This is a genomic window from Streptococcus sanguinis, assembly GCF_050234405.1.
Taxonomy (GTDB): domain Bacteria; phylum Bacillota; class Bacilli; order Lactobacillales; family Streptococcaceae; genus Streptococcus; species Streptococcus sanguinis_W.
Window position 1 is genome coordinate 1,141,503 of record NZ_CP092117.1, and the last position, 13,984, is coordinate 1,155,486.

The following is a 13,984-nucleotide window of genomic DNA, read 5'->3' on the forward strand; positions in this document are numbered from 1 at the left end:
GTAGGAAATGAGAGGAGACATGTATGCAACATTCAGCTTGGCATGCTTTGATTAAGGAGCAGCTGCCGGAAGGTTATTTTGCAAAAATCAATCATTTTTTAGACGAAGTGTATGCTTCAGGAACCATTTACCCACCTCGGGAAAAGGTGTTTAATGCGATTCAGACGACAGATTTAGCAGATGTTAAGGTGGTTATTTTAGGGCAGGATCCCTACCACGGACCGAGACAGGCACAGGGATTGAGTTTTTCGGTACCTGATGACATTCCAGCTCCGCCTTCTTTGCAGAATATTCTTAAAGAACTGGCTGATGATATCGGAGTGAAAGAGTCGCATGATTTGACTTCCTGGGCTCAGCAAGGTGTTCTCTTGCTCAATGCTGGCCTGACAGTGCCTGCTGGTCAGGCCAATGCGCATGCCGGCTTAATCTGGGAGCCTTTTACAGATGCTATTATCAAGGTAGTTAATGAGAAGACTAATCCAGTTGTCTTTATTCTCTGGGGTTCTTACGCCCGCAAGAAAAAAGCCTTGATAAGCAATCCTCAACATTTGATCATCGAGTCAGCTCACCCAAGTCCGCTGTCTGCGTATCGTGGTTTCTTTGGCAGCAAACCTTTTTCACGTACCAATGATTTCTTAGTGGCTAAGGGATTGGAACCTATCGATTGGTTAGCTTAGGAGGTAGTATGGTTCAGTTAGCAACGATTTGTTATATCGATAATGGCCGGGAGTTTCTTATGTTGCACCGCAACAAAAAGCCCAATGATGTTCATGCTGGGAAGTGGATTGGTGTCGGTGGCAAGCTAGAGCGAGGAGAGACCCCGCAGGAATGCGCTGCACGTGAGATTCTAGAGGAAACAGGTCTAAAGGCTAAGCCTGTTCTCAAAGGTGTTATCACTTTTCCAGAGTTTACTCCCGACTTGGACTGGTACACCTATGTTTTCAAGGTGACTGAGTTCGAGGGTGAACTGATTGACTGCAACGAAGGGGCTTTGGAATGGGTGCCCTATGACCAGGTTTTATCTAAACCAACCTGGGAAGGCGATCATACTTTTGTTGAATGGCTTTTAGAAGACAAGCCTTTCTTTTCTGCAAAGTTTGTTTATGATGGGGATAAGCTCTTGGACACGCAGGTGGACTTTTACGAATAAGGAGATAAGACGATGCTATTAATCAAAAACGGACGAGTTATGGATCCTAAGACTGGTTTTGACCAAATTACTGACCTCTTGGTCGAGGGGAAGAAAATTGTCAAAATCGGTCAAGATTTGCAGGCAGAAGGAGCAAAAGTTATTGACGCGAGTGGTTTGGTTGTGGCTCCAGGTTTGGTGGATATACATGTGCATTTCCGGGAGCCAGGCCAGACTCATAAGGAAGATATTCATACGGGGGCTTTGGCAGCAGCAGCAGGTGGCTTTACGACAGTTGTTATGATGGCCAATACCAATCCGACTATCTCTACGGTTGAAACTCTGAAAGAAGTACTGGAGTCGGCTAGTCGGGAAAATATCCATATCAAGTCGGTCGCGACAATCACAGAGAATTTTGATGGACAGCATCTGACAGATTTCCAAGGTCTCTTGGCAGCTGGTGCAGTAGGTTTTTCTGATGACGGTATTCCACTGACCAACGCTGGCATTGTCCGTCAAGCGCTCGTAGAAGCGCGTAAAAATAACACCTTTATCAGCTTGCATGAGGAAGATCCTAATCTTAACGGCATACTTGGTTTCAATGAACATATTGCTAAAGAGAATTTTCATATCTGTGGCGCGACAGGTGTGGCAGAGTACAGCATGGTTGCCCGCGATGTTATGATTGCTTATGATGCAAAGGCCCATGTGCATATTCAGCATTTGTCCAAGGCTGAGAGTGTAAAGGTGGTGGAATTCGCTCAGAAGCTAGGCGCTCAAGTCACCGCTGAAGCAGCACCTCAACACTTCTCTAAAACAGAAGCTCTGCTATTGACCAAGGGCAGCAATGCTAAGATGAATCCGCCTCTGCGCTTAGAATCGGACCGTCTGGCGGTTATTGAGGGGCTCAAGTCTGGTGTCATTTCTGTCATTGCGACGGACCATGCTCCACATCATGCTGATGAGAAAAATGTGGCCGATATCACTCAGGCGCCTTCTGGCATGACTGGTCTTGAGACTTCGCTTTCTCTAGGTCTGACCTACCTTGTTGAGTCTGGTCATCTGAGTTTGATGGAACTTTTGGAAAAAATGACAGTCAATCCAGCTCAGTTGTATGGCTTTGATGCTGGCTTCATCGCTCAGGACGGTCCTGCCGATTTGACAATATTTGACCCAGAAGCAGATAGGCTTGTAACTGACCACTTTGCCTCCAAGGCAGCTAATTCACCTTTTGTTGGTGAAAAGCTTAAGGGTCAAGTGAAGTTTACCATCTGTGATGGGGAAGTTGTCTTTGAAGGATAATATAGATTAGACTCTGATGAATTTCAGGGTCTTTTTAACACAGAAAATTTTCTAGTAATTTTCTGAAAAACCGAATATTTGTTGAAATAGTAGCGGTTTAGTTCCTTTTTGAGCCAAAAAGATGTATAATATAACAAAATACTAAAGAGGAGTGTTCGTTATATGAAGAAGAAATTTTTCATCTTACCTGTTCTATCGACAGTGCTTTTGGCACCTGCTTTTTTGGCCCATCAAGTCTCTGCAGAAGAGGCTCAGGCTAGTCCAGAGCCAGCAAAGGCTGAGTTGACCAATCAGCCAGCTGCTGAGACAGCTTCTGAAGTGCAACCAACTGCTCCAGCAGCTTCAGCAGAAGAAAAGCCAGCAGCAGATAGTCAGAATACAGCAGCTCCGGCTGGTCCAGCTGCGACAGAAGCCGCTGCAGCACCAGCCCAGTCAGAAAATCTACCAGAGGCTACGATTCTCCATACTAACGATGTGCATGGCCGCATCGTAGAGGAAAAAGGCGTTATCGGCGATGCTAAATTGGCTACTGTTATCAAAGAAGAGCGCGCTAAAAATCCTAAAGTACTAGTTGTTGATGCGGGTGATGCTTTCCAAGGTCTGCCAATTTCTAATAGTTCAAAAGGGGAAGAACGGGCGAAAATCCTCAATGAAATTGGCTACGATGCTATGGCAGTCGGGAACCATGAGTTTGACTTTGGTCTGGATGAGGCGAAAAAATACAAGGAAATTCTTAAATTCCCACTCCTCAGCTCCAATACTTATGCCAACAATGCTCGAGTTTTCCAAGCATCTACCATTGTAGACAAGGATCCAGCGGTTGAGGGAGACGAATTCGTAGTAATCGGTGTGACAACACCAGAAACTGCTACAAAAACTCACCCTAAAAACATCCAAGGTGTGACCTTCACTGATCCAATCACAGAGGTTAATCGGGTTATTGACGAAATTGAAGCACGCGCAGCGGCAGAAGGAAAGAACTACAAAAACTATGTTGTTCTGGCTCATTTGGGTGTTGACACGACCACACCGACTGAGTGGCGCGGTTCAACCTTGGCTGAAGCTCTTTCTAAAAATCCTAAGCTCAAAGGAAAGCGCGTAACCGTTATTGACGGCCACTCCCACACAGTAGAGTCTACGACTTATGGCGATAATGTCACCTACAACCAGACTGGTAGCTACCTACACAATATCGGAAAAGTAACTTTCAAGGCCAATCAACTTCTGGGAAATCCTCAGCAAATCTCCGCTGAAACAGCTAAAAAAGTCGCTCCAGACCCAGTTGTAGCAGACATGGTCAGCAAGATTAAAGCTAGGTACGACGCAGATAATGCCAAAGTTATCGTGGCTAACAGTCCTGTAGAGCTTAATGGCGATCGTGAAAATGTCCGCGTTCGGGAAACCAATCTGGGTAATGTCGTAGCCGATGCTCTCTACGATTATGGTCAAACTGGCTTTGCCAATAAAACAGACTTGGCTGTTACTAACGGAGGCGGCCTGCGTGAAACTATTGCTAAAGACAAGCCAATCACCAAGGGAGATGTTATCGCCGTATTGCCTTTTGGGAACACTATTTCTCAAATCAAGGTGACTGGTCAAAATATCGCAGATATGTTTGCCAAATCTCTGGGCTCTATCCTTCAGGAAAAAGATGGCAATCCTGTGCTGGATGAGAACGGACAACCCTTGCTGGAACCAAGTGGTGGTTACCTGCAAATCTCTGGAGCTAAAGTCTACTACGACACCACTCTGCCATCTGATCAGCGTGTCCTCCACATTGAGATTAAGAACAAAGAAACGGGTGTTTATGAGCCTCTTGATCCAAATAAGACCTACTATCTGACGACAAACGACTTCCTGGCTGCTGGTGGTGACGGCTATACTATGCTGGGCGGTCCTCGCGAGGAAGGACCATCGATGGATGTGGCTTTTGCAGACTATCTTGCAAAAGCTGATTTGACAGCCTATGCAGTTATCAATCCGAACTCACGCGCCATCTCTATTTCATCCACTAAGGATACAGATGGTGATGGCTACACAGATATTGAAGAAATCAAGCAAGGAACAGATCCAGCTAATGCAGCTTCCTACCCAGCTGGTGCCAAAGCAGCTGATCCTGGAAAACAGGCAGCTCCACTGGCTAACACGCCAATTCAAACCAAGCAAGTACCTGTCCATGTTGCCAAGACCTTTACTAAGGATCCTGCAGCTAAAGGACTGCCACAGACAGGCAGCGAATCGGCCGTTGCCCTGAGCTTAGTTGGTATGGTTTTAGGATTCTTGGGATTGGCAGGAATTAAGAAAAGTCATAAAGAAGACTAGTTAGAAGACACAATAAAACGGAAGTTGTTCACTTCCGTTTTATTTCTTAGCCTCAGGATTCTGATGTGTGATATTCAAGCCCCAAGGAATTAAATTTTCTTTTTTCTGTTTGATACGTTGGATATTGTCCTTGTGCCGGAGGATAATAATCAAAGCCAGCGCAATGATAATCAGAGTGAAGAAGAGGTCATAGCTGGGCAGGATAAAGCCAACTAGAGGAAAGAGCAGCGCTGACAGGATAGCGATGACTGCTGAGAGCACACTTGCCAGAGAAATCATACTTCCTAGATATAGAATGCTGGCAAAGATGACAATCAGATAGACAAAGAAGGCTGGTGAGAAGCCCAGAACAACCCCTGCACTGGTTGCCACTGCCTTTCCACCCTTAAAGCCAGCAAAGATAGGAAAGGTATGGCCAATCACAGCCAAGAGGCCAAAGATAAGAGGCGAAACTCCCTCAATATGCAAAAAGAAAGGCAGCAGGGTCGCTGCAGTTCCTTTGAGAAAGTCGATAGCAAAAGTAGCCGTCCCCGCTGTCTTTCCCAAAATTCGGAAAGTATTGGTCGTTCCGGTATTGCCGCTGCCGTATTCCCGCAGGTTCTTCTTAAAGAAAATTTGCCCAATCCAAAGCCCAGTCGGAATAGAGCCCAGTAAATATGCTAGTATTAATCCAATTATCGTGTTCATCATGATTTTATTATACCATTATTTCGCTTTCTTACAATAGAAAAGGATAGAATTTATAGCAGGAAATGTCTACTCGGATATTGGATTCTTCTTCGTGTAAAATCAGTCCTCATCAGCAGTTTTTTCAAAAAAATCTTTGCAATATTTGCCAAAAACTTGTAAGATAGAAAAGATGAATCATTAGGAGGTTCTTGTGGCAAAAAAGGAAATCAATATTAACAATTATAATGACGATGCCATTCAGGTATTAGAAGGGTTGGATGCCGTCCGCAAGCGTCCAGGGATGTATATCGGATCGACCGACGGAGCTGGACTCCACCATCTGGTCTGGGAGATTGTGGACAATGCTGTTGATGAGGCCCTGTCAGGCTTCGGCGACCGGATCGATGTGACGATCAACAAGGACGGCAGTTTGACCGTCGCAGACCACGGACGCGGGATGCCAGTCGGCAAGCACGCTATGGGTATTCCTACGGTTGAAGTCATCTTCACCGTTCTCCACGCCGGAGGTAAGTTCGGCCAAGGTGGCTATAAGACCTCAGGTGGTCTCCACGGTGTAGGTTCCTCTGTTGTCAACGCCCTGTCCAGCTGGCTGGAAGTGGAAATCACGCGGGATGGGACTGTTTACAAGCAGCGCTTTGAAAATGGTGGGAAACCAGTCACTACGCTCAAGAAAATCGGCACTGCACCTAAGTCTAAGTCTGGGACCAAAGTGACCTTCATGCCGGATGATACGATTTTTTCAACGACAGACTTCAAGTACAACACCATTGCGGAGCGGCTTAAGGAATCAGCCTTCCTGCTCAAGAACGTCCGCCTATCGCTGACTGATGAGCGGACTGACGAAGAAGTAGAATTTCACTATGAAAACGGAGTTGAAGACTTTGTCAGCTACCTCAATGAAGACAAGGAAACCCTGACCCCTGTCCTCTATTTCGAGGGCGAAGAGAGCGGCTTCCAAGTTCAGGTGGCCCTTCAGTACAACGACGGCTACGCCGATAATATCCTATCCTTTGTCAATAATGTTCGCACCAAGGACGGCGGGACTCACGAGACGGGACTCAAGACCGCTATTACCAAGGCCATGAACGACTATGCCAGAAAGACCGGCCTGCTCAAGGAAAAGGACAAGAATCTAGAAGGATCGGACTACCGCGAAGGTTTGGCTGCTGTCCTGTCCATCCTGGTCCCTGAGGCGCACCTGCAGTTTGAGGGTCAGACCAAGGACAAGCTGGGCAGTCCTTTGGCTCGTCCGGCCGTGGACTCCATCGTCTCTGACAAGCTGACTTTCTTCCTCTTGGAAAATGGTGAGCTAGCTTCCAATCTCATCCGCAAAGCTATCAAGGCTAGAGATGCCAGAGAAGCAGCCCGTAAAGCACGTGACGAAAGCCGGAATGGCAAGAAGAATAAAAAAGACAAGGGCTTGCTCTCTGGTAAGCTGACTCCAGCCCAATCCAAGAATCCAGCCAAGAACGAACTCTATCTGGTCGAGGGAGACTCTGCCGGTGGTTCTGCCAAGCAAGGCCGTGACCGTAAGTTCCAAGCCATCCTGCCTCTGCGCGGTAAGGTTATCAATACTGCTAAGGCTAAGATGGCCGACATTCTCAAGAACGAAGAAATCAACACCATGATCTACACGATTGGAGCAGGTGTTGGGTCAGACTTTACCCTTGAGGATGCCAACTATGACAAGATTATCATCATGACTGATGCGGACACTGACGGTGCCCATATCCAGACCTTGCTTCTGACCTTTTTCTATCGCTATATGCGCCCGCTAGTCGAGGCTGGCCGCGTCTATATTGCCCTGCCGCCTCTCTACAAGATGTCCAAGGGCAAGGGCAAGAGCGAAGTTGTCGAGTATGCCTGGACCGATGGCGAGCTGGACGACCTGCGCCGCAAGTTTGGCAAGGGTGCTATGCTTCAGCGCTACAAGGGGCTCGGTGAAATGAACGCCGACCAACTCTGGGAGACCACCATGAATCCCGACACCCGCACCCTCATTCGTGTCACCATCGAAGATCTGGCCCGCGCCGAACGCCGTGTCAATGTCCTCATGGGTGACAAGGTCGAACCACGCCGCAAGTGGATTGAGGATAATGTCAAGTTTACGCTTGAAGAGAGTGGGGAGATGGTGTTTTGATACAGGAGTGATTGTGAATAATAAAGTTAAAGAAATACTTATTTTTTTGAAAAATATATTAGAAAAATTTCAAATTTGGGTTTTGGAAAAATTTTTAAGCAAGTCTACTTTATCTGAATTTAGCAGATTTAAAAAATTAGAGTTTCTTACTTTTTTTGAGAATGAAAGTCATTTGAGAATTCTAAAAAAAATAGAGTTAAGCAATTTAATTCTAGAGACTTTGTATTCGCTAGTTTTTATGTTTGTTTTTTTAGCGTTTTATAACAACGTTGTTAAGAATTCGTTTTTATTAATTCTATTACTATGCGTAGGTTTAACAGCATTTCTTTCTCTCATTAGATTACCCATACAATTTGTATATTTTCTAATTTGTGGCTTTGTGCCCATGATAAAAGTTATTAGAAAAATTTTTTCAAATTTATATTTATTAATTTTACTAGGGGCAGAAACTGGATATCCTACAACGTTGCTGATAGAAATTTTAAGAATTGATACTAATAAAAAAATCTGGTCCGTAATTTTTGAATCACAGCTACTTAATAGTAAAGAAATTACAGAATTTTGGTATATCGTAGTATTAAACATGATTATTTTAACAGTATTGATGTATTTTTATATTCAAAGAATTTCAATTTTTGAAGTTGAAGATATAATTGATATTAATGCAATTATAATAACTCTGTTGTCTATAGTAACTTTTGTTATTAGTATTGAAATAAATGAAATTAATCCTTTAGGAATTTTTCTTCTTCTTTTAATTTTTCAAACTGCTTGTATTTCCTGGTTTGCTGATGTGAGAATCAGAAAAAGTAATACAATCGCTCAAGAAATTTTCCAAGAGCAACTGCTTTTAGAAAAACCAAGATACAAAGAGTTGAAGAAGTGTTACTATCATGGCGGTGAAAAATACAAAGAAAAATTATTAAGCACAGAAAAGTTTTTAAGACTTATAAAAAAACGTGAAAAGTATTTAATTCGAAGAGATAAAAATAATAGATACAGCTATAAATCAGGGTTTAACCCCCAAAATAGCATATCCCCTACAAGGAATTGTCTTCCTTAGTCCTAGAGACGCTCACCAGATTTTCTGTCAAGCTCGCCAGAGCTAAAGTGAGGTCGTCAGATTTTCTGATAAGGCATTTTTTGGCAAATTCTGTTTGGCAGAAAATCTGGCGAGTATTTTTTGAGCAAAAGACGAACGTTTGTTTTTCTGGCAAGCGGTTTTAAAGCAAAAAACTTTTTCAGAAAATCAGAAAAGATAAAAAGGGAATTAAAGTTAAAATAAATAAAAAATTTAGGAGATTATAAAAATGAAAAAAATTTATGGAATTACTAGTGTAGATGTTCATACTTTGGAAAACAAAGAATTTTTCCAGCTCATGTCCGAGAGTCGGAGCGAGGTTGCGGCATTTATCAAGGAAAATAAGGTGGATGGCATTTACACGACCAAGCTGGATGAAATGGACAAACTTCTGGAACAGCTGCAGGGCGGGCTTCATCAGACCAAGTCCAGCAAGCTGGTGGCTAGTTTGGATCAGGCTGACTGCGAGCGCGATGATGCCTTGGGCACGCTCCAGTCTTTAGTTCGGGCCTTTGCAAGGGTCAAGGATGCAGCGACCAAGGAAGCTTATGAGATCCTGTCTCAGCTTCTGAAAAACTACACCGGTCTAGCTGCGACTAGCTTGGAAAAGGAGACCGAGGGCATCAACCACTTGCTCCAAGAGCTGAAAAAACCAACCTACCAGACAGCGCTGGCTAAGCTTCATCTGGAAGCCCATGTCGACAGTCTGACTGCTGCTCAGAAAGCCTTTGAAAAGGTCTACAAGGAGCGACTGACTGAGCTCAAGGGCAAGACACCAAGCCAGAATAAGAACGTCCGTCTTAAGCTGCAAGAAATCTATGATTTTCTAGTGGATTTCACTGCAATCATTGCTTATGCTTATCCTGAAAGAACGCACATGGTCAATCTCCGCGACCACCTCAACACCATCCGCAGCCGCTACAAAAAACGCAAACCAGCTAAGAAGGTGAAAGAAGAAGTGGCGGAGAGCAACTAGAATATAACTAAATTTGAGTTGAAAAATTGTTAGTGGTCGCATCGGATTTGAAAGGAGTAGAAAATGATAATCAGACCTGCAAGCACAAAAGATTGTCAAGCTATTTATGCCTTTTATCAAAATGAAAAATGGCTTTCTTTTACAGAGGAAAAAGTGACATCATTATTTTCAACAAATCTGTCCCATTACTTGGTAGTTGAAGAGAACCAGAAAATCCTTGGTTTTGCCCGTTATCTGACGGATGAAGTGCTGACGACCTTTTTAGCTGAAATGATTATTGTTAAATCCCACCGCAGAAAAGGACTGGGACAGCAGCTGATTGAGGAGATCCACAAAAAATATCCTTTGACACGGATTGAATTAATATCTGAAGCAGATGGATTTTATCGGGCAGTAGGTTTTAAGCCTGTTGGTACAGGATTTAGAAAATCTGAATGAGAGGAGCAAGCCAATGACGCTTGACAATAAACTGGGTCTGACGGATTCGCTTGAACTAGCCAAGATGGTTATGCGACGGAGGCTGCCCAAGTCTGTCTAGACTTTGCTTTTCGGCAAGCTGGCTTGTCAGAAGTTTACTCTTTTACATCCTTACTCAATCTCCCTTCACAAAAAGTCATGCAAAAACTGAGCATGGAATTTGTCAAAGAATTTGATAACGAAAAAGTTCCAGCAGACAGTCCGCTTTATAGACATGTCCTCTACAGAATCAAGAGTTTCACTAAAAAGGCAGGTATTCCCATGAGAACTGAACCCAAGATGTTTGATGTGATTTTGCAAACTGCAAAAGCGCTACAGGTCGAGGCTGTTGCTATGTCCGGCTCGCGGACAAATCCAAAGGCTCCCAAAGACGAGTTCCAAGACTATGATGTGCTCTACATTGTAGAGGATTTGGATGGTCTGATAGCCGACCTTGCTTGGTTGGAAGGATTTGGCAAGCGCATGATTGAGCAGCATGTCCTACTTGACCATCGTCGTCTCTATCTCATGCTCTTTGAAGATGGCAATCGGATAGATTTGACCCTTTGTCCTAAGGAATACATCAAAGAGTGGGTGGATAGCGAAGCAGATTTCACGGTGCTGGATGATCCGCAGGGGCTGTTTGCTCCTTATACACCGACACCCAAGCGTTATTGGACCGCACCCGCCAGTGCGACTGACTTTGACAAATCCTGCAATGAGTTCTGGTGGGTGTCAGCTTATGTAGTCAAGGGCATTCATCGGAACCACCTGGTCTATGCGACGGATCATCTGTATGGAATCTGTCAGCAAGAATTGCTCAAGCTTTTAGCTTGGCAAGTGGCAGCAGAAAAGGGAACGGTCGATGTTGGCAAGAACTACAAGTACCTCTTTCAGCATTTGCCTGCTGAGAAAGAGAAAGAATATACAGCCTTACTTGACTTTTCAGACCGGAAAAGAATCACCAAGTCTCTCTTAGCTACCATGCACTTTTTCCACAAAGAGGCACAAGCTTTCTCTCTCAAAACCGGCTTCCACTATGACAAAGAAACTGCAGAGAAGATGATTGAGTATGCTGAGGCTAGACTTCCCAATCACTGACTAAATAAAGAACGTAATTTAAAACATTAAACTACAGAAAGGATAGTTTGGTTACTTATAGTAACTGAACACGGGACTAATTTCCGTAAAATATCCTTTATTTTATAAAAAACTACTCTACATTCTTTGAAAGGAGTTGAACACGCCCTAAATACTGTGTGAAAAAGATAAATTCTCTTGTGAGCATCGCTCACTGCAAGAATTTCCTATTTTTACTTTGTATTTTACGGGCTTAGTATCCTATGAGTAACATTCAAAACATGTCCCTTGAGGACATCATGGGAGAGCGCTTTGGTCGCTACTCCAAATACATTATTCAAGAGCGGGCCTTGCCGGATATTCGAGATGGCTTGAAGCCTGTGCAGCGCCGTATTCTTTATTCGATGAACAAGGACGGCAATACCTTCGACAAGGGCTACCGTAAGTCTGCCAAGTCAGTCGGGAACATCATGGGGAATTTTCACCCCCATGGTGACAGCTCCATCTACGATGCCATGGTTCGCATGTCTCAGGACTGGAAAAACCGCGAGATTCTCGTTGAGATGCACGGGAACAATGGTTCCATGGACGGTGATCCACCGGCGGCTATGCGTTATACTGAGGCGCGCCTGTCTGAGATGGCTGGCTATCTTTTGCAGGATATCGAGAAAGATACTGTTCCTTTTGCTTGGAACTTTGACGATACCGAGAAGGAGCCTACTGTTCTGCCGGCAGCCTTTCCTAACCTCTTGGTTAATGGAGCAACTGGGATTTCCGCTGGTTATGCGACTGACATTCCACCCCATAATCTCGCTGAAGTCATTGACGCGGTTATCTATATGATTGACCATCCGTCTGCCAAGGTGGACAAACTCATGGAGTTTCTGCCTGGTCCAGACTTCCCGACAGGAGCTATTGTCCAAGGTCGAGATGAGATTAAGAAAGCTTACGAGACTGGTAAAGGTCGAGTTGTAGTGCGCTCCAGAACTGAGATTGAAAAGCTAAAGGGCGGAAAAGAGCAAATCGTCATCACTGAGATTCCTTACGAGATTAATAAAGCAGTCTTGGTCAAGAAGATTGACGATGTTCGGGTCAATAATAAGGTAGCCGGCATTGCTGAGGTGCGGGACGAATCTGACCGGGACGGTCTTCGCATTGCTATCGAGCTAAAGAAAGACGCAAATACTGAGCTGATTCTCAACTATCTCTTCAAGTACACTGATTTGCAAGTTAATTACAACTTCAACATGGTGGCGATTGACAATTTCACGCCTCGTTTGGTGGGAATTGTACCCATCTTGACCAGTTATATTGCCCACCGCAAGGAGATTATTCTAGCTCGCAGCCGCTTTGACAAGGCTAAGGCTGAAAAACGACTTCATATCGTGGAAGGACTGATTCGGGTTATTTCCATCTTGGACGAAGTGATTGCCCTGATTCGTGCTTCTGAAAACAAAGCAGACGCCAAGGAAAATCTTAAAGTCAGCTATGATTTCACCGAGGAGCAGGCTGAGGCTATTGTCACTCTCCAACTCTACCGTTTGACCAATACAGACGTAGTGGTTCTGGAAGAGGAAGAAGGAGAGCTCCGCGAGAAGATTGCTATGCTGGCTGCTATTATCGGTGATGAGCGCACCATGTATAACCTTATGAAGCGGGAGCTCCGCGATGTCAAGAAGAAGTTTGGCAATCCGCGTCTCAGCGAGCTGCAGGATACAGCAAACACCATTGAGATTGATACAGCTAGTCTGATTGTTGAGGAAGAGACCTATATCAGCGTGACACGTTCTGGTTATATCAAGCGGACCAGTCCGCGTTCTTTCTCTGCTTCAACCTTAGAGGAGATGGGCAAGCGTGACGATGACCGATTGATTTTTGTTAGCCAGGCCAAGACGACTCAGCATTTATTGATTTTCACCAGCCTGGGAAATGTTATTTACCGGCCTGTTCATGAGCTGTCAGATATCCGCTGGAAAGAAATCGGAGAACACCTCAGCCAGACCATCAGCAACTTTGATACCAAAGAAGAAGTGATCTACACGGAATTGCTGGACAGTTTTGAGGAAGGCACATACTTTGCAGCGACCAAGTTAGGTCAAATCAAACGTGTAGAGCGTAAGGAGTTCAGTCCTTGGCGGACCTACAAGTCTAAGTCACTCAAGTTTGCCAAGCTGAAAAATGAAGATGACCAGGTCATTGCTCTGGCGCCGATTAAGCTGGATGATGTTATGCTCGTGACCAAGAACGGCTATGCCCTTCGCTTCAATATTGAGGAAGTACCTGTCATCGGAGCTAAGGCAGCTGGTGTTAAAGCCATTAACCTCAAGAAAGACGACGTCCTAGCAGCGGCCTTTATCGCCAATACAGACTCGCTTTACCTCCTGACTCAGCGCGGTTCGCTCAAGCGTATGGCAGTCGCAGACATTCCTGTTACTAGTCGAGCAAATCGCGGTCTTCAAGTTCTGAGAGAGCTTAAGACCAAGCCCCATCGTGTCTTTGCAGCTGGACCAGTCTATGGCGAAGCAGTGGACTTTGACCTCTTTACTACTGAAGCAGAAGCCAGTGAGGAGCAGATTTTGCAGGTGCTTTCTAATAAAGGAGCTGCCTATGAGATTAATTTAGCTGATCTCAGCCTGTCTGAGAGAACTAGCAACGGCAGCTTCATTTCTGATACCATTTCAGACGAAGAAGTCTTCTCAGCTTACATCAAATAATCATCAAACCAGTTCGCAGGAGCTGGTTTTTTCAATTTCTAAAAGTTTGATAGCAGAAAAACACTGAATAACAAAATTTTCTGAAAATTGAAAA

11 protein-coding genes and 1 pseudogene are annotated in these 13,984 nt (G+C 44.6%); 11 read left to right on the plus strand and 1 reads right to left on the minus strand.

Annotated elements, in window-relative coordinates; genetic code table 11:
• The first annotated feature begins 23 nt into the window (after window positions 1-23).
• The 4 genes from MFP28_RS05765 to nt5e all read left to right on the plus strand — a co-directional run bounded on the left by MFP28_RS05765 (window position 24) and on the right by nt5e (window position 4,753).
• Complete coding sequence (locus tag MFP28_RS05765; RefSeq protein WP_002906493.1) at window positions 24-677, plus strand: uracil-DNA glycosylase; 654 nt, start codon at window positions 24-26, stop codon at window positions 675-677.
• Between the two features lie 8 nt (window positions 678-685).
• A complete protein-coding gene (locus MFP28_RS05770; RefSeq protein WP_002906494.1) occupies window positions 686-1,150 on the plus strand; it encodes an NUDIX hydrolase in 465 nt (154 codons plus the stop codon).
• A gap of 12 nt (window positions 1,151-1,162) precedes the next feature.
• Window positions 1,163-2,431, plus strand: a complete 1,269-nt coding sequence (locus MFP28_RS05775; protein WP_002906495.1) for a dihydroorotase — start codon at window positions 1,163-1,165, stop codon at window positions 2,429-2,431.
• A 162-nt stretch (window positions 2,432-2,593) separates the two neighbouring features.
• Window positions 2,594-4,753 carry a cell surface ecto-5'-nucleotidase Nt5e gene (nt5e, locus tag MFP28_RS05780; protein WP_002906496.1) on the plus strand — a complete coding sequence of 720 codons (2,160 nt, stop codon included), beginning with the start codon at window positions 2,594-2,596 and terminating at the stop codon, window positions 4,751-4,753.
• A gap of 39 nt (window positions 4,754-4,792) precedes the next feature.
• Here the strand turns inward: nt5e and plsY are convergent, their stop codons facing one another.
• Window positions 4,793-5,443 (minus strand): glycerol-3-phosphate 1-O-acyltransferase PlsY, encoded by a 651-nt coding sequence (gene plsY / locus MFP28_RS05785; protein WP_002906497.1) that lies wholly within the window; start codon window positions 5,441-5,443, stop codon window positions 4,793-4,795.
• Window positions 5,444-5,633: 190 nt separating this feature from the next.
• On the opposite strand from plsY, the gene parE reads away from it, so the two are divergent.
• From parE to parC, 7 genes and pseudogenes are all read left to right on the plus strand, one after another.
• Window positions 5,634-7,583 carry a DNA topoisomerase IV subunit B gene (gene parE, locus MFP28_RS05790; RefSeq protein ID WP_002906498.1) on the plus strand — a complete coding sequence of 650 codons (1,950 nt, stop codon included), beginning with the start codon at window positions 5,634-5,636 and terminating at the stop codon, window positions 7,581-7,583.
• 13 nt (window positions 7,584-7,596) lie between these two features.
• Window positions 7,597-8,646, plus strand: coding sequence for a hypothetical protein (locus MFP28_RS05795; RefSeq protein ID WP_050540611.1), 1,050 nt, complete (start codon window positions 7,597-7,599; stop codon window positions 8,644-8,646).
• A gap of 247 nt (window positions 8,647-8,893) precedes the next feature.
• Window positions 8,894-9,640 carry a DUF6261 family protein gene (locus MFP28_RS05800; protein ID WP_002906501.1) on the plus strand — a complete coding sequence of 249 codons (747 nt, stop codon included), beginning with the start codon at window positions 8,894-8,896 and terminating at the stop codon, window positions 9,638-9,640.
• A gap of 63 nt (window positions 9,641-9,703) precedes the next feature.
• Window positions 9,704-10,078, plus strand: coding sequence for a GNAT family N-acetyltransferase (locus MFP28_RS05805; RefSeq protein ID WP_002906503.1), 375 nt, complete (start codon window positions 9,704-9,706; stop codon window positions 10,076-10,078).
• Window positions 10,079-10,150: 72 nt separating this feature from the next.
• Window positions 10,151-10,261 (plus strand): annotated as a pseudogene (locus MFP28_RS05810) (GNAT family N-acetyltransferase); the annotation flags it as partial.
• Window positions 10,262-10,378: 117 nt separating this feature from the next.
• Complete coding sequence (locus MFP28_RS05815; protein ID WP_032916258.1) at window positions 10,379-11,197, plus strand: aminoglycoside 6-adenylyltransferase; 819 nt, start codon at window positions 10,379-10,381, stop codon at window positions 11,195-11,197.
• Between the two features lie 242 nt (window positions 11,198-11,439).
• Entirely contained in the window at window positions 11,440-13,890 is a 2,451-nt protein-coding gene (parC, locus tag MFP28_RS05820; RefSeq protein ID WP_002906509.1) for a DNA topoisomerase IV subunit A, read from the plus strand.
• Window positions 13,891-13,984: the final 94 nt, after the last annotated feature.